The organism is Citrobacter sp. Cy070 (assembly GCF_030332245.1).
In the GTDB taxonomy this organism is placed as follows: domain Bacteria; phylum Pseudomonadota; class Gammaproteobacteria; order Enterobacterales; family Enterobacteriaceae; genus Citrobacter; species Citrobacter youngae.
The window spans coordinates 35867-57976 of the sequence record NZ_JAOWIG010000059.1; the positions used below are offsets into that span (position 1 = coordinate 35867).

General features: G+C 53.7%; 16 protein-coding genes and 1 riboswitch. Of the genes, 5 read left to right on the forward strand and 11 right to left on the reverse strand.

Annotated features, from left to right (window positions below; genetic code table 11):
• Positions 1 to 22: 22 nt before the first annotated feature.
• Positions 23 to 2383: an LPS assembly protein LptD gene (gene lptD, locus OGY19_RS09495; protein ID WP_286596384.1), complete on the reverse strand. Its 2361-nt coding sequence runs from the start codon at positions 2381 to 2383 to the stop codon at positions 23 to 25.
• Between the two features lie 254 nt (positions 2384 to 2637).
• Here lptD and djlA point away from each other — a divergent pair, with 254 nt between their 5' ends.
• Positions 2638 to 3453, forward strand: a complete 816-nt coding sequence (djlA, locus tag OGY19_RS09500) for a co-chaperone DjlA (protein WP_005124510.1) — start codon at positions 2638 to 2640, stop codon at positions 3451 to 3453.
• A 96-nt stretch (positions 3454 to 3549) separates the two neighbouring features.
• Here djlA and rluA read toward each other — a convergent pair whose 3' ends face one another.
• The 3 genes from rluA to polB form a co-directional block, all read right to left on the reverse strand.
• Positions 3550 to 4209 (reverse strand): bifunctional tRNA pseudouridine(32) synthase/23S rRNA pseudouridine(746) synthase RluA, encoded by a 660-nt coding sequence (gene rluA / locus OGY19_RS09505; RefSeq protein WP_101741368.1) that lies wholly within the window; start codon positions 4207 to 4209, stop codon positions 3550 to 3552.
• Positions 4210 to 4220: 11 nt separating this feature from the next.
• Positions 4221 to 7127 (reverse strand): RNA polymerase-associated protein RapA, encoded by a 2907-nt coding sequence (gene rapA, locus OGY19_RS09510; protein ID WP_115600984.1) that lies wholly within the window; start codon positions 7125 to 7127, stop codon positions 4221 to 4223.
• Positions 7128 to 7258: 131 nt separating this feature from the next.
• On the reverse strand, positions 7259 to 9610 hold the full coding sequence (gene polB, locus OGY19_RS09515; RefSeq protein ID WP_115600983.1) for a DNA polymerase II: 2352 nt from the start codon (positions 9608 to 9610) through the stop codon (positions 7259 to 7261).
• Positions 9611 to 10202: 592 nt separating this feature from the next.
• Here polB and OGY19_RS09520 point away from each other — a divergent pair.
• Positions 10203 to 10586: a DUF4751 family protein gene (locus OGY19_RS09520; protein WP_115600982.1), complete on the forward strand. Its 384-nt coding sequence runs from the start codon at positions 10203 to 10205 to the stop codon at positions 10584 to 10586.
• A gap of 40 nt (positions 10587 to 10626) precedes the next feature.
• On the opposite strand, the gene araD is transcribed toward OGY19_RS09520, so the two are convergent.
• The 3 genes from araD to araB all read right to left on the reverse strand — a co-directional run bounded on the left by araD (position 10627) and on the right by araB (position 14633).
• A complete protein-coding gene (gene araD, locus OGY19_RS09525) occupies positions 10627 to 11322 on the reverse strand; it encodes an L-ribulose-5-phosphate 4-epimerase (protein WP_115600981.1) in 696 nt (231 codons plus the stop codon).
• Positions 11323 to 11410: 88 nt separating this feature from the next.
• Positions 11411 to 12913, reverse strand: coding sequence for an L-arabinose isomerase (gene araA, locus OGY19_RS09530; protein ID WP_101741371.1), 1503 nt, complete (start codon positions 12911 to 12913; stop codon positions 11411 to 11413).
• A 10-nt stretch (positions 12914 to 12923) separates the two neighbouring features.
• Positions 12924 to 14633 (reverse strand): ribulokinase, encoded by a 1710-nt coding sequence (gene araB, locus OGY19_RS09535; protein WP_115600980.1) that lies wholly within the window; start codon positions 14631 to 14633, stop codon positions 12924 to 12926.
• 339 nt (positions 14634 to 14972) lie between these two features.
• On the opposite strand from araB, the gene araC reads away from it, so the two are divergent.
• Both araC and OGY19_RS09545 read left to right on the forward strand, forming a co-directional pair.
• Complete coding sequence (gene araC, locus OGY19_RS09540) at positions 14973 to 15818, forward strand: arabinose operon transcriptional regulator AraC (RefSeq protein WP_048212712.1); 846 nt, start codon at positions 14973 to 14975, stop codon at positions 15816 to 15818.
• Positions 15819 to 15937: 119 nt separating this feature from the next.
• On the forward strand, positions 15938 to 16705 hold the full coding sequence (locus OGY19_RS09545) for a DedA family protein (RefSeq protein WP_061067229.1): 768 nt from the start codon (positions 15938 to 15940) through the stop codon (positions 16703 to 16705).
• A gap of 38 nt (positions 16706 to 16743) precedes the next feature.
• Here the strand turns inward: OGY19_RS09545 and thiQ are convergent, their stop codons facing one another.
• The 4 genes from thiQ to sgrR form a co-directional block, all read right to left on the reverse strand.
• Positions 16744 to 17451 (reverse strand): thiamine ABC transporter ATP-binding protein ThiQ, encoded by a 708-nt coding sequence (thiQ, locus tag OGY19_RS09550; RefSeq protein WP_115600979.1) that lies wholly within the window; start codon positions 17449 to 17451, stop codon positions 16744 to 16746.
• Entirely contained in the window at positions 17435 to 19045 is a 1611-nt protein-coding gene (gene thiP / locus OGY19_RS09555) for a thiamine/thiamine pyrophosphate ABC transporter permease ThiP (protein ID WP_115600978.1), read from the reverse strand. Before thiP ends, thiQ begins: the two co-directional genes overlap by 17 nt.
• Positions 19021 to 20004 carry a thiamine ABC transporter substrate binding subunit gene (gene thiB / locus OGY19_RS09560; RefSeq protein WP_115600977.1) on the reverse strand — a complete coding sequence of 328 codons (984 nt, stop codon included), beginning with the start codon at positions 20002 to 20004 and terminating at the stop codon, positions 19021 to 19023. Before thiB ends, thiP begins: the two co-directional genes overlap by 25 nt.
• Positions 20005 to 20034: 30 nt before the next feature.
• Positions 20035 to 20158: riboswitch (TPP riboswitch) on the reverse strand.
• Positions 20159 to 20191: 33 nt separating this feature from the next.
• Positions 20192 to 21847 carry an HTH-type transcriptional regulator SgrR gene (gene sgrR / locus OGY19_RS09565; protein ID WP_061067233.1) on the reverse strand — a complete coding sequence of 552 codons (1656 nt, stop codon included), beginning with the start codon at positions 21845 to 21847 and terminating at the stop codon, positions 20192 to 20194.
• Positions 21848 to 21946: 99 nt separating this feature from the next.
• Between sgrR and sgrT the strand changes: the two genes are divergently transcribed.
• Positions 21947 to 22069 (forward strand): glucose uptake inhibitor SgrT, encoded by a 123-nt coding sequence (gene sgrT, locus OGY19_RS09570; RefSeq protein ID WP_061067234.1) that lies wholly within the window; start codon positions 21947 to 21949, stop codon positions 22067 to 22069.
• The last annotated feature ends 41 nt before the right edge of the window (positions 22070 to 22110 follow it).

The following is a 22110-nucleotide window of genomic DNA, read 5'->3' on the forward strand; positions in this document are numbered from 1 at the left end:
ATTACGTTGTAAATCAATCAGATCATAAAGAGCTTTGATACGGCAAAATGTTCGAACGCAGCATCTGGTTGGTGCCAAGACCATAGTTAGAGCTCAGGCCGCGCAGTTCGATATTAAAGCCGATCGAGTTGTCATATACCGCGTGTTTCTGGGTGTCATCCCAACCATTCAGCTTACGTTCATAGCCGACGCGAATGGCATAACAGCAGGAGTTGTACTGTAAGCCCAGCATGGAATCCGCCACTTTGTTCACATTGGTATCGAAGTAGTAAGCTCCGACGATTGACCAACGCTCAGCGATCGGCACGCTCGCCACTGCACCCACCTGAGAAATCCCGTTTTTATACTGATCTGCCGTAGAGTAATACGACGGCAGTGTTGCCTGGATATATTCCGGGCTGGCATAGCGGTAGTTCAACTGCAGCATGCGGTTTTCGTCGCGACGGTACTCGATGCTGCTGCTGCTGGTGGCGACACTGTCCAGACGCGTGTCGTACTGGATCCCACCGCGTAAACCCCAACGATCGGAGATGCGCCAGTAAGTATCACCTGCCCATACCAATGAACCGGTTTTGTCGTCATTCTCCCATTTTATGTTGTCATCGCCAGTGCGAGACTCGGTGAAATAGTAGATTTGACCCACAGAAATATTAAAACGTTCAACGGCCGCGTCATCATAAACGCGAGATGTGACGCCAGTCGTTACCTGGTTAGCGGAGGCAATACGGTCCAGACCGCCATAGGTACGGTCACGGAACAGGCCACTGTAGTCAGCTTGCAGCAGGGAAGAGTCATAGTTATAGATATGACTTTGGTTGCGATAAGGCACATACAAATACTGCGCACGCGGCTCCAGCGTCTGGGTATAGCCCGGCGCCAGCATTTCCATGTCACGTTCGAATACCAACTTACCGTCGACTTTGAACTGCGGCATGACGCGGTTAGCGGAGTCGTCGAGCTTATTTACGTTACCCTGATTGTTGTTGTACCAGTCCAGATTGGTCTGCTGGTAGTGCGTAGCCATCAGCTTCGCTTCAGTGTTGATACTTCCCCACTGATTGGATAGCGGCAGATTGATGGTCGGCTCAAGGTGAACACGCGTCGCTTCCGGCATGTCGTCATTGGTGTTGACGAAATGCACCGCCTGTCCATAAATACGGGTATCAAATGGACCGACGTCATTCTGATAGAAGTTGACGTCTAACTGTGGCTGAGCGGAATAACTGCTGTTGTTCTGATCGTCAAAGACCTGGAACTGTTTAGTTGAGACCGTCGCATCAAAGTTTTGCACCGCATAGCCAACACTGAATTTCTGTGTCGCATAACCGTCAGTGCTGGAACCGTACTTATTGTCAAAATCATTAAAGTAGCTGGAGTCGCTGACTTTGGTGTAGTCGACGTTGAAACGCCACACCTGGTCCATCACACCGGCGTGTTGCCAGTAAAACAGCCAGCGGCGTGAATTATCATCATTCGGATGTTCGTCGTCGTAGACCCGGTCGGAATTCAGATAATCGAGTTCCATCAGACCTGCGCCCGCCTGGGTCAGGTAACGGAATTCGTTTTCCCACATAATGCCGCCACGGCGATGCATATAATGCGGCGTAATGGTGGCGTCCATGTTGGGCGCGATATTCCAGTAATACGGCAGGTAGAACTCAAAATAGTTCTTGGTGGAGTATTTTGCGTTCGGGATCAAGAAACCGGAACGGCGTTTATCGCCGACTGGGAGTTGTAAATAGGGGCTGTAAAACACAGGAACCGGGCCCAGCTTAAAACGGGCGTTCCAGATTTCAGCGACCTGTTCTTCACGGTCATGGATCACTTCGCTACCGACGACGCTCCAGGTATTGGAACCCGGAAGACAGGAGGTAAAACTGCCGTTTTCCAGAATGGTATAGCGATTCTCACCGCGCTGTTTCATCAGGTCCGCTTTCCCGCGCCCCTGGCGTCCCACCATCTGGTAGTCACCTTCCCAGACGTTGGTGTCTTTCGTATTCAGGTTTGCCCAACCCTTTGGTCCCTTCAGAATGACCTGGTTGTCATCATAATGGACGTTGCCCAACGCATCGACGGTACGAACGGGAGCGGGTTGACCTTCGGCCTGCTTTTGATGAAGCTGCACTTCATCGGCTTGTAGGCGGCTGTTACCCTGCGCAATATCCACGTTGCCGGTAAACACGGTGTCATCAGGGTAGTTCCCTTTCGCGTGATCGGCATTGATGGTGACAGGTAACTCATTGGTATCGCCCTGCACCAGAGGACGGTTGTAGCTTGGCACGCCCAACATGCACTGTGAGGCGAGATCGGCTGCCAGACCCTGTTGGCTATAAAGGGCGCTGGCAATCATGGTAGCCAGAAGAGTGGGAATACGTTTTTTCATACGTTGTATTTATTGTTCCATCATCAGTAGCGTCGCGCGTGACAAACGGTCACAGCCTAACTTATCTCATCTTCACTGCGCTAGTGTTAATCCTGCCGATTAAGGCTCCGTGGTGTTAGGCACGGCATTGAATGACAGGTATGATAATGCAAATTATAGGCGATGTCCCACAATTGACCGCAGCCGTAAAACGGTAAAAGCACCTTATATTGTGGGACATAGCCTGGCCAAGAGCATAAAGATTTGGGGAATATATGCAGTATTGGGGAAAGATTATTGGTGTGGCCGTGGCCTTAATGATGGGCGGCGGCTTCTGGGGTGTGGTGTTAGGCCTGTTAGTTGGCCATATGTTCGACAAAGCCCGCATGCGCAAAATGGCGTGGTTTGCCAACCAACGAGAGCGTCAGGCGCTGTTTTTTGCCACCACTTTTGAGGTGATGGGGCATCTGACCAAATCCAAAGGCCGCGTCACGGAAGCCGATATTCATATCGCCAGCCAATTGATGGACCGCATGAATTTGCACGGTGATTCGCGTACGGCCGCGCAGCATGCTTTCCGGGTGGGAAAATCAGACAATTACCCATTACGTGAAAAAATGCGTCAGTTTCGCAGCGTCTGTTTTGGTCGATTCGATCTGATCCGCATGTTCCTGGAGATTCAGATTCAGGCGGCATTTGCCGATGGGTCATTGCACCCTAACGAGCGTGAAGTGCTGTATGTGATTGCTGAAGAGTTGGGGATCTCACGGACCCAATTCGATCAGTTCCTGCGTATGATGCAGGGCGGCGCGCAGTTTGGCGGCGGATATCAGCAGCAGTCCGGTGGCGGTGGCTGGCAGCAGGCGCAACGCGGCCCGACGCTGGAAGACGCCTGCAATGTGCTGGGTGTGAAAGCGACCGATGATGCGACCACCATTAAGCGCGCCTACCGTAAGCTGATGAGCGAGCACCACCCTGACAAGCTGGTTGCGAAAGGCCTGCCGCCAGAAATGATGGAAATGGCGAAGCAAAAAGCGCAGGAAATTCAAAAAGCCTACGAGCTAATTAAAGAACAGAAAGGCTTTAAATAATCGTTATGCCGGATGGCGGCTAGCGCCTTACCCGGCCTACGTTGATAACTGTAGGCCGGGTAAGCGAAGCGTCCCCGGCATAAATGGGAACTGAAGTTAAAAATCCGCCGGGACTTTAAACGTCATACTGTTGCCGTATTCGGGATGGGTGATGGTTAACATCTCTGCATGCAGCAACAGGCGCGGCGCCAACGCCAGCGCTTCCGGCGGCGCATAGAAGCGATCGCCCAGGATTGGATGCCCTAAAGCCAGCATATGTACACGCAACTGGTGGGAGCGTCCGGTAATGGGTTTGAGCACCACCCGGGCGGTGTTATCCGCCGCGAACTCCACAACTTCATACTCTGTCTGCGCTGATTTCCCGGTCTCATAACACACTTTTTGCTTTGGCCTGTTCGGCCAGTCACAAATCAGTGGTAAATCAACCAGTCCCTCGGCAGGTGCGGGATGTCCCCACACCCGTGCCACGTACTGTTTCTTCGGCTCGCGTTCGCGAAACTGGCGTTTTAGCTCACGTTCTGCCGCTTTTGTTAGCGCCACTACAATCACGCCGCTGGTGGCCATATCCAGACGATGTACGGATTCAGCCTGCGGATAATCGCGCTGAATACGCGTCATCACGCTGTCTTTGTGCTCATCCAGACGACCCGGCACAGACAACAAGCCGCTCGGCTTGTTGACCACTATAATATGTTCATCCTGATACAGGATAACCAGCCAGGGTTCCTGCGGCGGATTGTAGTTTTCCATCCCCATGTATGGCTCCGTTACTGATGCGTCACGACGATCAGGCGCAGGGCATCAAGACGCCATCCCGCCTGATCCAGGCTTTCCATCACCTGCTGGCGGTTGCTTTCAATTGCGCTGAGTTCGTCATCACGGATGTTCGGGTTAACGGCACGCAGCGCTTCCAGACGGGAGAGTTCCGCAGTCAGTTTTTCGTCCGCTTCTTTACGCGCCGCGTCGATCAGCGCGCGGGCTGATTTTTCCACCTGCGCTTCACCCAGTTGCAGAATAGCATGAACGTCCTGCTGCACGGCGTTGACCAGTTTACTGCCGGTGTGGCGGTTAACGGCGCTGAGCTGGCGGTTAAAGGTTTCGAATTCAACCTGTGCGGCAAGGTTATTGCCGTTTTTATCCAGCAGCATACGTACCGGCGTTGGCGGCAGGAAGCGGTTCAACTGCAGCTGTTTCGGCGCTTGCGCTTCAACCACATACACCAGCTCAACCAGCAGAGTGCCGACCGGTAATGCTTTGTTTTTCAACAACGAAATGGTGCTGCTACCGGTGTCGCCGGAGAGGATAAGATCCAGACCATTACGGATTAACGGATGCTCCCAGGTAATAAACTGCGCATCTTCACGCGACAAGGCGACATCACGTTCAAACGTAATGGTGCAGCCATCTTCCGGCAGCCCAGGGAAATCAGGCACCAGCATATGATCGGACGGGGTCAGCACGATCAGATTGTCGCCACGGTCATCCTGATTAATACCAACGATATCAAACAGGTTCATGGCGAAGGCGATCAGGCTGGTATCGTCGTCCTGCTCTTCAATGCTCTCAGCCAGTGCCAGCGCTTTTTCACCGCCGTTAGAGTGGATCTCCAGCAGACGATCGCGACCTTGCTCCAGCTGTGCTTTCAGCGCGTCATGCTGTTCGCGGCAGGTTTTGATCAGATCATCAAAGCCATCGGTATTTTCTGGTTCAGCCAGGTAGCCGATCAGATTGTTATATACCGTGTCATAGATGGTACGGCCGGTTGGGCTGGTGTGTTCGAACGCATCCAGACCTTCGTGGTACCAGCGCACCAGTACGGATTGCGCGGTTTTTTCCAGGTACGGGACGTGAATCTGAATATCATGCGCCTGACCAATACGGTCCAGACGGCCAATACGCTGTTCCAGCAGGTCCGGGTTGAACGGCAGGTCAAACATCACCAGATTGCTGGCGAACTGGAAGTTACGCCCTTCGGAGCCGATTTCAGAACACAGCATTACCTGAGCGCCGCTATCTTCTTCGCTAAACCAGGCTGCGGCGCGGTCACGCTCAATGATCGACATCCCTTCATGGAACACGGCAGCGCGGATACCTTCGCGCTCGCGCAGAACCTGCTCCAGTTGAAGCGCGGTGGTGGCTTTTGCACAGATAACCAGTACTTTTTGCGAGCGGTGGCTGGTCAGGTAGCCCATCAGCCATTCCACGCGCGGATCAAAGTTCCACCAGGTACCGGTATCGCCTTCGAATTCCTGATAAATCTGTTCCGGGTAGAGCATGTCGCGCGCCCGGTCTTCCGCACTCTTACGCGCGCCCATAATGCCGGAAACTTTAATCGCCGTCTGGTATTGGGTTGGCAGCGGCAGCTTGATGGTATGCAGTTCGCGTTTCGGGAAGCCTTTCACGCCGTTACGGGTGTTGCGAAACAGCACGCGGCTGGTGCCATGGCGGTCCATCAGCATTGAAACCAGCTCCTGACGCGCGCTCTGGGCATCTTCACTGTCGCTGTTTGCCGCCTGCAATAGCGGCTCAATGTCCTGCTCGCCAATCATGTCGCCTAACATGTTCAGCTCATTGTTACTCAGCTTGTTGCCTGCCAGTAACATAGCGACGGCGTCGGCGACCGGACGATAATTTTTCTGTTCTTCAACAAACTGGGCGAAATCGTGGAAACGGCTGGGGTCCAGCAGGCGCAGGCGCGCAAAGTGGCTTTCCAGACCCAGCTGTTCCGGTGTAGCGGTTAGCAGCAGGATGCCCGGTACGCGTTCTGCCAGTTGTTCAACGGCCATATATTCACGGCTGGGCGCGTCTTCGCTCCACACCAGATGATGCGCTTCATCGACAATCAGCAGATCCCATTCGGCGTCACACAGATGCTCCAGGCGCTGTTTACTGCGACGGGCAAAGTCCAGCGAACAGATAACCAACTGTTCGGTTTCAAACGGGTTGTAGGCATCGTGCTGCGCTTCTGCATAACGCTCATCATCAAACAGCGCAAAACGCAGGTTGAAGCGACGCAGCATTTCGACCAGCCACTGGTGCTGTAACGTCTCCGGGACGATGATCAGTACGCGCTCTGCGGCGCCTGACAGCAGCTGTTGATGCAGGATCATCCCGGCTTCAATGGTTTTACCTAAACCCACTTCGTCTGCCAGCAATACGCGAGGGGCATGACGACGGCCGACGTCATGGGCAATGTTGAGCTGGTGGGGGATCAGGCTGGTACGTTGACCACGCAAACCACTCCACGGCATACGGTACTGCTCGCTCTGAAATTTACGTGCGCGATAGCGCAGCGCAAAGCGGTCCATACGGTCAATCTGGCCGGCAAACAGGCGATCCTGTGGTTTGCTGAATACCAGCTTGCTGTCCAGCAGCACTTCACGCAGCGTTACACCGGTTTCTTCGGTATCAAGGCGGGTTCCGATATAGGCAAGCAGGCCGTTTTCTTCTTTTACTTCATCGACATGCAGTTGCCAGCCTTCATGGCTCGTTATCGTATCACCAGGATTGAACATCACGCGGGTCACGGGGGAATCACTGCGCGCATACAGACGGTTTTCACCCGTCGAAGAGAAAAGTAAAGTGACGGTTCGCGCATCCATGGCGACAACGGTACCAAGTCCCAATTCGCTTTCTGTATCGCTGATCCAGCGTTGACCAAGTGTAAAAGGCATATATGTTCGGCTCTATATCTTTAGTTGCAGGCAATACTCACCCTCTGCCAGAGTAAAGTGGCAGCAAGTGTATTGGGGTCCAGGAATGGAAAGGGCGCTATGGTACTGGATGGCGACGGTTTCGTCACGCGTCAAAATAACCCCAGTTGCCCTGTGAGTAGTGTAGCAAAGTTATCATCGATAAAGGGAAGTATTCCCTCGGCTACGGGCTGGATCTGCCGGGTCAAATAGTGCTCGTAGTCAAGGGCTGAAAGCTGATAATCCACGGCTTCTGGACCATTTATCGTCCAGACATATTTAATGGTGCCGCGATTCTGATACTGCGGCGGACGTCCCAGCTTTACATTTTGCTCATCGGCGAGGCGCGCGGCGCGCACGTGTGGCGGCACATTGCGCTGGTATTCACTTAACGGGCGACGCAGGCGTTTGCGATACACCAGTTGGCCGTCCAGTTCACCCGCCATCAGACGGTCGATAGTCTCGCGAACAAACTCCTGATAAGGTTCGTTACGAAAAATTCGCAGGTATAGCTCCTGCTGAAACTGTTGGGCCAGTGGCGTCCAGTCGGTTCTTACCGTTTCCAGGCCCTTAAACACCATGCGTTGCTCTGTACCTTCCTGAATCATCCCGGCGTAGCGCTTTTTACTGCCGGTATCTGCACCGCGAATGGTCGGCATCAGAAATCGACAAAAGTGGGTTTCAAATTCCAGCTCCAGCGCGCTGGTCAGGTTTTGTTGCTTCAGGGACTGCGCCCACCAGTCGTTGACATAGCTCACCAGCTCACGGCCAATCCGGGCGGCATCATCTTCTGAGTGCGCCTTTTTCAGCCAGACAAAGGTCGAGTCGGTATCGCCATAGATAACGTCGTAACCCTGAGCTTCAATCAGTGCTTTGGTCTGGCGCATGATCGCATGACCGCGCATGGTAATGGACGAGGCCAGTCTCGGGTCGAAAAAGCGACAGGCGGTGGTTCCCAGCACGCCGTAAAATGCGTTCATGATGATTTTCAGCGCCTGCGAGAGCGGCTTATTCCCGTGGCGTTTTGCTTCATCGCGCCCATGCCAGATCCGGGTAACGATTTCCGGTAGGCAGTGCTTTTCACGTGAGAACCAGGCGTCAAGGAACCCTTCGGTGCTGTGCTCCGGATCCGGCTGCGCCATCCCTTCGATAAGCCCCACCGGATCGATTAAAAAAGTACGAATTATTGAGGGGTACAGGCTTTTATAATCCAGCACCAGTACCGAGTCGTATAAGCCTGGGCGCGAGTCCATCACGTAGCCACCTGGGCTGGCGTGCGCGGGGACTTCACCCAGGTTCGGTGCCACATAACCCGCCCGGTGCATGCGCGGCAGGTAGAGATGTCCGAAGGCGGCAACTGAACCACCGTGCCGGTCGACCGGCAGACCGTTGACCGTCGATCGTTCCAGCAGAAATGGCATGATCTCGGTTTTATGAAAAATACGCGTGACCAACTCACAGTCTTTGAGATTGTAGGTAGCGAGCGCGGGCTTATCCTGGGCAAACCGGCGATCGATTTCGTCCATCCTGTCCCAGGGATTATCAATTGACTTCCCTTCGCCCAGTAGCTCCTGCGACACCGTTTCCAGCGAGAACGATGAGAAATTCCAGAATGCGGATTTGAGCGCCTCAATGCCGTCGATAATCAGGCGACCTTTAGCCTGCGCGAAGAACACGCCATTTTTGAAGCCATGCTCGCGCCACTCCAGTTCGCTGTTATCACGACCAAAAAGCAGGGGAATACGGTAGCGTTCGGCGTGCTTTTGCAGGACGCGTAAATCGAATTGCACGACGTTCCAGCCGATTATCACATCAGGATCGTGAAGGGCAATCCAGTCATTGAGCTTTTCCAGCAACAGCGGACGGCTTGCGACGTACTCAAGTTCAAAATCCAGCCGGGAGGCATCGCCATTCGGCGGACCGAGCATATAGACAATACGCTGCCCACAGCCCTCAAGACCGATGCAGTAGAGTTCGCCGTGGCGCGTGGTTTCGATATCCAGCGATACCCATTTTAGCGGTGGCCGATAGTCAGGGTTCGGCTTCAGGCGGGCATTAACCAGCATGTCGTCATGTCTGTCGCCTTCGACCCAAACAGGGGAGGTGATAAAGCGCTCCATCAGATACCGCTCCGGCGGCCGTACGTCAGCTTCGTAGACGGTGACTGCGTTTTCGCGCAGCAGTTTTTCCAGCCGCATGAGCTGGCGATGTGAGCGGCAATACAGGCCGGAAACGGGCTGGCGGTGGAAGTCTTGCAACTGAAGCGGCGTCAGGCGATAGCCGTTTTCAGTGCGTAATAATGACGTGACGCGAGGGACCTGACTGGTGGGAATAAACGCGACTGACTCCTGAGGCGCGAGCGTGACCTGCAGCGGGCCATCGTCTGTAGCCAGCCAGAATGAGACCTCAGTTCCCTGCGGGGTGTCCCGCCAGTGTCGGGTTAGAATAAAGCCTGCCTGCGCCACGCTGTGTATCCGTCAAAAAGCCAGACACTATTATAACCTGGTTTACTCTGGTGTACTGTTTTTTTGTACAGTTATTAGGCGTAAAACGCGGTATACGCTGGAGTAAAAAGCGTCTCTGAGTAAAAAATGTGTTGTGTCAGCCTGGGTTGTCTTCGCATTTAATATATGAATGCCGTGCCTAAGACGCGTTGCAGTGAACTATTTTATTTGTGTAGCTGTTGTTTTAAATGGAAACTGTCCATCTGGGTTATTGATTGGTATTATTAAGTCCATTATCGGATGTTTGCTATTTTTCAGATTTGTGCTTATTTATTTTTGCTACATCTTTCTCGGATTCAGGAAAAGTTACTTTTTTCATTTGTGTTTATTAATGGTTGATGTAAAGATTTTATTCGAAGCATCCGGATATGAGTTTGAAATATAATATATATTTAATCATGTTTATTGCCGAATAGAAACGGATTTTCAGTTCGAATTCGTCGGGAGTCTCTCTGTATAATTTGGTTTTTATCTCGGGATATGATTTTATTCTCAGCTTGCTGTTCGGGTGCTTCTTAATACATATCCGGGAAAATGATGAAATGGAGTTTTTATGAATGTCTATACTCAGGCGATTTTGCCTGGATACCAGTATTATCTGTTTGTTAACACTCAACTTTCAAACCCATCAATCAAAACTGTGAGCAAATATATTGAGTACAAAACATGGGCCGGACAAATTTGGCGGGCTGAAATAATTGAAAGTGGAAACGCTTTTTTTCACTGGCAGGGGCATGACAGAAGAAATGGTCATCGTGATACGGTAATTAATTATTTGTTGCGTGGGCAGAAATGGCAGTCAACGATAACAGATTATATTTTCTTCCATTCTCTGGAAGGAGAGGAAACTCATGGGAATTATGACAATGTGATTGAGTATGTTTGTTCTAATAACTGTGTTTATCAAAGTGCTTTTGCTGAATATATAGCCGAGTAGAAATAAAGCGCGTGACGACTAAAACGCGCTTATATCAAGGTTACTGTCCGTAGTAGGCTTTTGTACCGTGTTTGCGCAGGTAGTGTTTATCTAACAGGGTTTGTTGCATATCCGGCAATTGCGGCGCGAGCTGGCGGCAGAAGATCCCCATATAGGCCACTTCTTCCAGCACGATAGCGTTGTGTACAGCATCTTCAGCATTTTTTCCCCAGGCAAACGGACCGTGAGAGTGCACCAGCACGCCTGGCATCTGCGAAGCATCAATGCCTTGTTTCTCAAAGGTTTCAACGATCACGTTACCGGTTTCCCACTCATATTCGCCGTTGATTTCTTCGTCGGTCATTTTCCGTGTGCAGGGAATCGTGCCGTAGAAATAGTCCGCATGAGTGGTCCCCGTGGCGGGAATAGACTGCCCCGCCTGCGCCCAGATGGTTGCATGACGGGAATGGGTGTGAACAATGCCGCCAATGGTCGGGAAAGCCTGATACAGCAGACGGTGCGTTGGGGTATCGGAAGAGGGCTTTTTATTACCTTCCACCACTTCACCGGTAGCGATACTGACGACGACCATATCTTCTGCGGTCATTACGCTGTAATCGACACCGGATGGTTTAATCACAAATACGCCGCGTTCGCGATCGACGGCGCTAACGTTGCCCCAGGTTAGGGTGACCAGGTTGTGCTTAGGCAACGCCAGATTGGCTTCCAGCACCTGACGTTTAAGATCTTCTAACATTATTGTCTCCCTGCCGGATGGCGCTTCGCTTATCCGGCCTACAGGATCGTAGGCCCGGTAAACGCAGTGCCACCGGGCAATCCGTATCTTAGCGTTTAAAACCGTAATACACGTCGTTCCAGCGCAGCGCGTCTTTAAAGGCTGGCAGACGGGTATCGTTGTCGATCACGGCGATCTCGATATCGTGCATTTCTGCGAACTGGCGCATATCGTTCAGATCCAGCGCGTGGCTGAAGACAGTGTGGTGCGCGCCTCCGGCAAGGATCCAGGCTTCAGATGCGGTTGGCAGATCCGGCTGGGCTTTCCACAGTGCGTTTGCCACCGGCAGTTTCGGCAGCTCATGTGGGGTTGGTACGGTGTCGATGCAGTTAACCAGCAGACGATAGCGATCGCCGAGATCGATCAGGCTGGCAACCACGGCCGGGCCGGTTTTGGTGTTGAAGATCAGACGGGCGGGATCGTCTTTACCACCGATGCCGAGGTGTTGTACGTCGAGGATCGGTTTCTCTTCCACCGCGATGGACGGGCACACTTCCAGCATGTGCGAACCAAGTACCAGATCGTTGCCTTTCTCGAAGTGGTAGGTGTAATCCTCCATAAATGAGGTGCCGCCCTGCAGACCGGTTGACATCACCTTCATGATGCGAAGCAGAGCGGCGGTTTTCCAGTCGCCTTCGCCAGCAAAACCATAGCCTTGCTGCATCAGACGCTGTACGGCCAGACCCGGGAGCTGTTTCAGGCCGTGTAAATCTTCAAATGTGGTGGTGAAGGCGTGGAATCCACCCTGTTCCAGGAAGCGCTTCATCCCCAGTTCAATACGGGCCGCTTCCAGGACGTTCTGACGTTTTTCACCGTGGACTTGCGTTGCCGCCGTCATGGTGTAAGTGCTTTCATACTCATCGATTAGCGCGTTGATTTCGCCGTCGCTAATTGCGTTCACGACCTGCACCAGATCGCCCACGGCCCAGGTGTTTACCGAGAAGCCGAATTTGATCTGCGCGGCAACTTTATCGCCATCGGTGACCGCAACTTCGCGCATGTTGTCGCCAAAACGGCAGACTTTCAGATGGCGAGTGTCCTGTTTGGACACGGCCTGTCGCATCCAGGAGCCGATGCGTTCGTGTGCCTGTTTGTCCTGCCAGTGACCGGTGACCACGGCGTGCTGCTGACGCATACGTGCGCCGATGAAGCCGAACTCACGACCGCCGTGCGCGGTTTGGTTCAGGTTCATAAAGTCCATATCAATGCTGTCCCACGGCAGGGCGGCGTTAAACTGGGTGTGGAACTGCATCAGCGGTTTGTTGAGGATCGCCAGGCCGTTGATCCACATTTTCGCCGGCGAGAAGGTATGCAGCCAGACCACCATCCCTGCGCAGCGATCGTCATAGTTGGCGTCACGACAAATAGCGGTGATTTCGTCAGGCGAGGTACCCAGCGGTTTTAAGACCAGTTTGCAGGGCAGTTTAGCTTCAGTATTCAGTGCGTTAACGACGTGCTCGGCATGTTGGGTTACCTGACGCAGGGTTTCAGGGCCATACAGATGCTGGCTACCAATCACAAACCACACTTCATAGTTATCAAAAATCGTCATTGTCGTGTCCTTAATGTGTCAGGGTTGCCTGGTTTACCGGTGTTTTTTGCGCCGGCATGGCAGTCGGAAGGTATTGTTGTTCAGCGCTTACTGCCCATTGCTGGTAGCGGCGGTAAAGCTGTTCAAAACGTTGAGCCTGTTCTGGGCGAGGTTGCATCGTCTTTTCTACGGCGCTCGCCATTTTTTGTTGGGCGGCGGGAATGTCCGCGTGGACCTTAGCGGCTACGGCGGCGAAGATAGCCGCACCGAGTGCGCAGCACTGGTCGGAAGCAACGATTTGTAGCGGACGGTTCAGCACGTCACAGCAGGTCTGCATGATGACCGGGTTTTTGCGGGCGATGCCACCTAACGCCATCACGTTATTAACCGCAATGCCCTGTTCGGTGAAGCATTCCTGAATTGCGCGCGCGCCAAAGGCCGTGGCGGCAATCAGCCCACCGAACAGCGCTGGTGCGTCGGTGGCCAGATTGAGATCGGTAATCACCCCTTTCAAACGTTGGTTGGCATTGGGCGTACGGCGACCGTTAAACCAGTCGAGTACCACCGGCAGGTGATCCAGCGACGGATTTTTCGCCCAGGCTTCGGTGAGCGCTGGCAACAGTTGTTTTTGGCTGGCTTTAATCTGGGTCTTCAGCTCCGGATGCTGCGCGGCAAGCTGCTCCAGCGGCCAGCTCAGTACGCGGCTAAACCAGGCATAGATATCGCCGAAAGCAGACTGTCCCGCCTCAAGACCAATAAAATCAGGCACTACGCTGCCATCAACCTGGCCGCATATGCCTTTCACCGCGCGTTCGCCGACGCTGTGTTTGTCGGCAATCAGAATGTCGCAGGTTGAGGTACCGATGACTTTTACCAGCGTATTGGGCTGTGCGCCCGCGCCGACTGCGCCCATATGGCAGTCAAAAGCGCCGCCTGCAATCACCACGCTTTCCGGTAGCCCCAGACGCTGCGCCCACTCGGCGCACAGGGTGCCAACCGGCAGGTCGGCCGTGACGGTATCGGTAAACATTGGGTATGGCAGATGGCGGTTAAGGATGGGGTCGAGCTCATCAAAGAAACTGGCTGGCGGCAGACCGCCCCAGCTTTCATGCCACAGGGATTTGTGTCCGGCGCTGCAGCGTCCGCGGCGAATATCCTGCGGGCGTACGGTATTGGAGAGCAGGGCCGGAACCCAGTCGCACAGCTCAATCCATGAAACCGCAGCCTCTGCAACCGCATCATCCTGGCGGGTCACATGCAGGATTTTGGCCCAGAACCATTCGCTGGAATAAATACCGCCGATATAGCGGGAGTAATCGATCTTGCCCGGCGTGTGGCACAGACGGGTAATTTCTTCCGCTTCTTCGACTGAGGTGTGATCTTTCCACAGGACAAACATGGCGTTCGGGTTTTCAGCGAACTCCGGACGCAGCGCCAGTACGTTACCGTCTGCATCAATGGGCGCTGGGGTTGAGCCGGTACTGTCAACGCCAATTCCGACCACTTCCGCACGCTGTTCAGCGCTCAGTTCGGCCAGCACGGTTTTCAGCGCCGCTTCCATCGATTCAATATAGTCGCGCGGATGATGGCGAAACTGGTTGTTCGGGCCATCACAATATTGCCCTTCCTGCCAACGTGGATACCACTCTACGCTGGTGGCGATTTCTTCACCGGTGGCGCATTCCACTGCCAACGCGCGTACTGAATCACTACCAAAATCGAGGCCAATTGTAATCGCCATCGTTTTACTCCATCCAAAAATACGGGTATGGATAAACAGTAGTGACCAGGGATAAAAACCGTCAGGCAGGATTCGCTAATCTTATGGATTAAAATGCTGTGACATCACAAAGTGTGACGCCGTGCAAATAATCAATGTGGACATTTCTGCCGTAGTTATAGACACTTTTGTTAGCCGATTTTGACGTTGGCTTGGGACATGTTTTTTACAAAGTGCTTTTCACAAGCGGGGTTGATGGTCCATTACCGCAAACACAGCGGCCCGCAGCGGCGACGGCGATGATGTCTGGCATAATATGGACAAATTGTTTCTTAGCAGAACCTAGGGAGTATTGAAATTATGGCTGAAACGCAAAACGATCCCCTGCTGCCAGGCTATTCGTTTAACGCGCATTTGGTGGCCGGATTAACCCCCATTGAGGCGAACGGATACCTGGATTTTTTTATCGACAGGCCGCTGGGGATGAAGGGCTACATCCTCAATCTCACCATCCGTGGCGAGGGGGTTATCAATAATCAGGGCCAGCAGTTTGTCTGTCGTCCTGGGGATATTTTGCTGTTTCCTCCCGGAGAAATTCACCACTACGGACGCCATCCTGACGCCAGCGAGTGGTATCACCAGTGGGTTTATTTTCGCCCGCGCGCCTACTGGCAGGAGTGGCTGGCCTGGCCGGCAATCTTTGCCCAGACCGGTTTTTTCCGCCCGGATGAAGCGCACCAGCCGCATTTTAACGAACTGTTTGGACAGATCATTCATGCCGGACAGGGGGAAGGGCGCTATTCCGAACTGTTGGCGATAAACCTGCTGGAGCAATTATTGCTCAGACGTATGGACGCCATTAATGAATCGCTGCACCCACCCATGGACAATCGTGTGCGCGATGCCTGCCAGTACATCAGCGATCATCTGGCGGACAGTAATTTTGATATTGCCAGCGTTGCGCAGCATGTCTGCCTGTCACCGTCCCGGTTGTCGCATCTGTTCCGCCAACAGTTGGGCATCAGCGTATTAAGCTGGCGCGAGGATCAGCGTATCAGCCAGGCCAAGCTATTGCTAAGTACCACCCGTATGCCTATTGCTACGGTGGGTCGCAATGTTGGCTTCGACGACCAGCTCTATTTCTCGCGCGTTTTCAAAAAATGTACCGGTGCCAGTCCGAGCGAGTTTCGCGCCGGATGTGAATAAAAAGTGAATGATGTGTCCTGAAAGTTGTCATAACTCGCAATCTATTCAGACAATTGATGGCTTGACGAAGTTGAGAAGGGTTAGCAGAATCCCTGCTTCGTAAATCTGACGGACACATTATGCAAGCATTGCTGGAACACTTTATTCTCCAGTCCGCCCTGTACTCTCTGATCGCCGTACTTTTGGTGGCCTTTCTGGAGTCGCTGGCGCTGGTTGGCCTGATCCTGCCCGGTACCGTGATGATGGCCGGGCTGGGGGCGCTGATTGGCAGTGGCGAACTGAACTTCTGGCATGCCTGGCTTGCGGGCATCATTGGTTGCTTATTGGGAGACTGGATCTCCTTCTGGCTGGGCTGGCGCTTTAAAAAGCCGCTGCACCGTTGGTCGTTCATGAAAAAGAACAAGGCATTGCTGGATAAAACCGAGCACGCGCTGCATCAGCACAGCATGTTTACTATTCTGGTGGGACGTTTTGTTGGTCCGACGCGACCGCTGGTGCCGATGGTGGCGGGCATGCTGGATCTGCCTGTCGCGAAATTTATTGTGCCCAATATCATCGGCTGCGTGTTGTGGCCGCCGTTCTATTTTCTGCCGGGGATCCTGGCGGGGGCGGCAATTGATATTCCTGCTGATATGCAGAGTGGGGATTTCAAATGGTTGCTGCTGGCGACGGCGCTACTGTTGTGGGTAGGCGGTTGGTTTTGCTGGCGGCTATGGCGCAGTGGCAAAGCGGCTGTCGATCGCTTAACCGCGTATTTCCCCCGCAGCCGTTTGCTGTATCTGGCGCCGTTGACGCTCGGCATTGGCGTGGTTGCGCTGGTGGCGTTATTGCGTCACCCGCTGATGCCGGTATATATCGATATTCTGCGTAAAGTTGTGGGTTACTGACGATTCCTTTGCCGGATGGCGGCCTCGCCTTATCCGGCCTACGAAATATGGGGTTTGATGCCCAATAGCACCGAGGCGCTGGCCTGACCGCTTAATAACGCATCCGTTTTGCCCTGCCATGCGATGCGTCCGTCGGCGACCACAATAGAACGCGTCGCAATGCGCGCCGCATCTTCTACGCTGTGGGAAACCATCAGTAACGTCAGCTGCTTCTCGCGACAGACTTCGGCCACCAGCGTTAACATCTCTTGGCGCAGCGCAGGGTCAAGCGCAGAGAACGGTTCATCAAGTAGCAAAATAGGTTGTTCGCGCACCAGGCAACGCGCCAGCGCCACACGTTGTCGCTGCCCGCCGGAAAGCTCGCCCGGAAGCCTGTCCAGCAGGTTATCAAGACCCATTTGCCGGGCGATATGGAGCATTTTCTCCCGCTGCGATGCGTTCAGCTTCAATCCTGGATTCAGGCCCAGGCCGATATTTTGCTGCACGTTCAGATGACTGAACAGGTTGTTTTCCTGAAACAGCATCGAAACCGGGCGACGAGAGGGCGGTGTGGTGGTGTGATCTTCACCTGCAATCGTCATCGTGCCGCTGGCAGGTGTCAGAAAGCCGGCAATCAGATTCAGAAGCGTACTTTTCCCGGCGCCGCTTGGCCCGAGTATCGCTACCTGCTCACCGCGCGCGACCGACAACGTAAAGCGCATGGGCAAATGGTGATAAAGCCATGTGATATCAATCAGTTTTAACATTTCGACCCGGCAATTTCTCAATAACGGTAAACAGCGTAAAGCACAGGATCAGCAGTAATAACGCCGTAACCGCGCCATCCTGACTGCGATAAGAGCCAATCTGCTGATATAAATAAAACGGCAGGGTGCGGAAATCCTCATTACCAAATAACGCCACTACGCCAAAATCGCCAATCGACAGCACGCAGGCAAATGCCATCGCCTGTGCCAGCGGGCGCTTCAGGGCGCGCAGTTCAACCACTTTCAGGCGCGACCATCCCTCAATGCCCAACGACTGGCACAACATACTATAGCGCGCAGTGACGTCACGCATTGGGTTTTCCAGCACCTTCAATGCATAAGGGATCGCCATCAGCGCATTGGTAAAAATAACAATGCCGTCGGCAGATTCGGGAAGCCCAATAGTGTTATTGAGCAGCAGAAAGAAGCCGGTTGCCAGCACGATACCCGGCATGGCGAGGATCATCATGCCGCTCAGCTCCAGCATTTGCCCTGCCAGCGCCCGTTGTCGGGCACGCAGTTCACGACTACTCCATAACAGCATCATGGTGAGTATGACGCACAACGCACCTGCCGCCAGCGCAATGCGCAGCGAGGTTCCCAGCGCCTGCCACAGTACGGGTTGTCTAAGAACATCCAGTACATGGCGGTTTAAGCCATCGACAATCACCGCCAGCAACGGCGGAAGCAACAGCAACAGAGCGAGAACAATCAGAATTAAGTCAGCCAGACGGCTGTGCAGACGATCGTCGGGATCCCGCCAGCCCTGAACCAGCGTGGTGCCGGGGGCGATGGCGCGGCTCAAACGTTGGCTGAGCAGCACCAGTGCCAGACAACAAATCATCTGGATCAACGCCAGCATGGCTGCGCGGGCAGGATCGTAATCAAAATTCAGCGCCTGATAGATAGCCAGCTCGATGGTGGTGGCCTGCGGCCCACCGCCCAGCGATAAAACGGTGGCGAAGCTGGCGAAGCACAGCATAAAGATGAGTGCTGCGACGGGCAGGATCTGACGACGCAGCCACGGCCATTCAACAAAACGGAAGAAATGCCAGCCGCGCATACCTAACTGAGCGGCTAACTGCCGCTGCTCGCCGGGAATATTCTCCAGCGACTGCAACAGCAGACGGCTGGCCATCGGCAGATTGAAAAAGACGTGCGCCAGCAGAATGCCCTGCAAACCGTACGGTGAAAAGGTCCATTCCAGCCCGAAGACTTGCCAGAGTGAGGCCAGCCAACCCTGGCGACCGTAGACGCTAAGAATGCCGAATACCGCGACCAGCACCGGCAGGATTAACGTCATTGCGCACAGACGCAGCAGCGCCAGACGTCCTGGAAAACGGCGACGATAGAGCGCTCTGGCAAGGAAAATCGCCGGGACAACCGACAGCACAGCGGATAGAAAAGCCTGCCAGAAAGAAAAGCGCACCACGTGCCACTGGTAGTCATCTTGCCACAGCGAGAGCCACTCTCCCTGCGGGGCGTTAAACCACAGCGCCAGAAACGCGGCCAACGCGACAGCCACCATCAATGTGGCAGCTGAAAGCCCTGGAACCAGCCAGCCGGGGATTAACGGCTGACGGCGCGTTGCCATTCGCTAATCCATGCCTGGCGTTGAGCTGCAACCTGCTGCGGCGTAAATTCCAGCGCGGTGGCTGGCTTAGTCAGTTGCTCGAATCCTGACGGCAGGGCGACCTGCGTCACCGGATACATCCAGTTGCCGGTCGGAATCGCATTCTGGAATGCCGGAGACACCATAAACTTCAGGAACTTCTCGGCCAGTTCCGGCTGCTTGCTGGCCGCGGTACGCGCGGCGACTTCCACCTGCAAATAGTGGCCTTCGCTAAAATTAGCGGCGGCGTAGTTGTCTTTTTTCTCGGCGATGATGTGATAGGCCGGAGAGGTGGTGTAGCTGAGCACCAGATCGCTTTCACCTTTCAGGAACAGGCCGTAGGCTTCGCTCCAGCCCTTGGTGACGGTGACGGTTTTGGCTGCCAGTTTCTGCCACGCCTCTGGCGCTTTATCGCCATAGACTTTCTGCATCCATAGCAGCAGACCCAGACCCGGCGTGCTGGTGCGCGGATCCTGATAAATGACGCGCCATTTTTGGTCGCTTTCAACCAGTTCCTTCAGGCTTTTGGGCGGATTCTTCAGCTTGTTCTTATCATAAACGAAGGCGAAATAGCCGTAGTCAAACGGAACGAAGGTATCGTTTTTCCAGCCGCCGGGTACGTTAACGGTGTCGTTTGCTACACCACTTTTGGCAAACAGTTTGGTTTGTGTGGCGGCTTCCAGAAGGTTGTTATCCAGACCGAGTACAACGTCGGCTTTACTGTTTTTTCCTTCCATGCGCAGGCGGTTAAGCAATGAAACGCCATCTTCCAGCGCGACCAGTTTTAATTCACAGTTGCAGTCAGCTTCAAAGGCTTTTTTGATTGTTGGGCCCGGGCCCCAGTCAGCTGCGAACGAGTCGTAGGTATAGACGGTCAGTACAGGTTTGGCGAAGACAGGCGCTGCGCACAGCAGTAAAAGCGGAAGACATTTTTTAAACACTTTGCACCTCAAGAGTTGGGTGGCAAAGGACTTGAGATAAGCCTCAAATCCCTTCGCCGGCATTATCCGGATCAGGTTCGACGGGTATCTCTCAGCCCATACGCAGATCGAATGATTCTGTGTATGTTTTTATTTAGCACCCCGTTGAGAACGGCGTTAGTGTAATGATTTTGTTGCTTAGCAGCAATTAAGGATCCGGCGGAGCAAACCACGCCGATTTAAAATCAAACCAGCCGAGGGTATTCATGCGTAACCCGCGCATACTGCGCTGTCCCTGAATGATCAGCCAGTGGTGGATTAATGGCACAATGGCCTTGGTGGCGAGCAGCTGTTGGCACCATGCTGCCAGGCTCATTTCGCCCGTTCGCCAGCGAGCCGCATCGTTTTCCCAGTCCCGTGAGATACAGTTTTGCAGCAGCGGGACTTCGCACAAATGGGCGAACAGCGAGAAGTCCAGCGGTAGGGTAAAGTTGGCGCTGTTTAGCCAGATATCGCTGACGATTTCTCCCGCATGCCATTGATCGTAGTCGATCTCCTGAATAGTCAACTGCACCTGATGCGCAGCCAGCAGCGTTTTCATGATCTGCGCGATAATCCGGTGTTCGATGTGATCGCGATAGTAAGTGAGCGTCAGCGTTTCCAGCCCGGCTGGTTTTTCACCATGGCCGGGTCTGGCGTGATGCCAGCGAGGCAGTAAGCCGTAGGCGGGGAACCACAGTCGCTGATACTGTTCGTCGGCGTGGCAAATTAAATGGGTTGGCGAGAGTACGCGGCTAGCCCACTCGCGGACCTCCTGATTTGCGCCGCGGTGGGATCGTGCATCAAACAGCAGGTAGTAGCAACCTTCTTCGAGGCGACTTTCAATCGCCTTTTCATCCTCTGTGGGACCTTTTAGCGTCAAACCGCCGCCTGGCTCTTCGCCGATGTCAGGTAACACCCAAACGTTCACTTCGTCGATCAGCGCCCGGTAACCAAAGTAATCATCAAATGCGTGAATTTTCAGCTGGTTATTGGTGTTTCTCATCACCGCATATGGGCCAGTACCAATCGGGTGGCTGGAGAAGTTATTCAGCGTTTCCCATTCTCGCGGCAGGATCATGGCGGGGACTTGCCCCAATAACCAGGGAAGCCAACGGTCGGGCTGAGACAGATGGATATCCAGCGTCCAGGCCGTGGGAGAGACGATTTGTGTAATGTGCGAGTACAGAGGCAACGTGTTAATTCGGGTCAATGAGGTGATCACATCGTCCATCTCCAGCTCACGACCGTGATGAAAATGGATCCCCGGGCGCAGGAAGAATCGCCAGTGTAAAGGTGAAATCTGCTGCCAGTGATGGGCAATGTCCGCTTCCAGTTCCCCATTTTCCTCATTTACCCGTATTAAGGCGCTGAAGATTTGTCGGGCGATATGGGTTTCGGAGCGGCGTAGCGCCGTACCAGGTAGCAGGTTGCGCATGGGACGATAATAGAGAACGCGCATGATGTGCCGACCCTGGCGAAAGCTGCGGCCGAGGTGGGAAACCAGCATCTGCCGGACGGCCGTTTTGTCACCGACCAGTTGCACCAGTTGATCGATGCGATCCTGTTCCAGCAGGTCTTCTGCGCGTTGCTGCTGGAGCGCCAGCCCGGTGTAGAGGAATGTCAGGCGTGAGCGTTTACCGCGTCCAACCTCGGCTTCCCACGTTAACCAACCGCGCTCCTGCATGGTATTAAGCAGGGTACGCATATGGCGGCGCGAGCAGCTAAGCAGCTCTGCCAGCTCGTTCAGCGTGGTGTCTTGCGTTTTGCCGTCACAGCATTGCCACAGACGGATGAACTGTTGTTGCAAACGACCAGAAGACATAAAAGGGGAACTCCTGCGAAAAATTCAGCAATTTTATTATCCCTATATTAAGCCAATAATAGATTCCGATGAAGCGATGAGACAACGAAGGGGTCATCTATGCGTCAGTTCTATATGAAGTACTTTACCGCGACGGAAAAAACGTCCTGGTTGGCTTGCCTGAGCGCACCGCAGCGCTTAAAGATGCTCGAAGAACTGATGCAGTGGGAGGTGACAGCCTGACCTCTGAATTACGCATTGCAGACATCATGTGTGACTGAGTA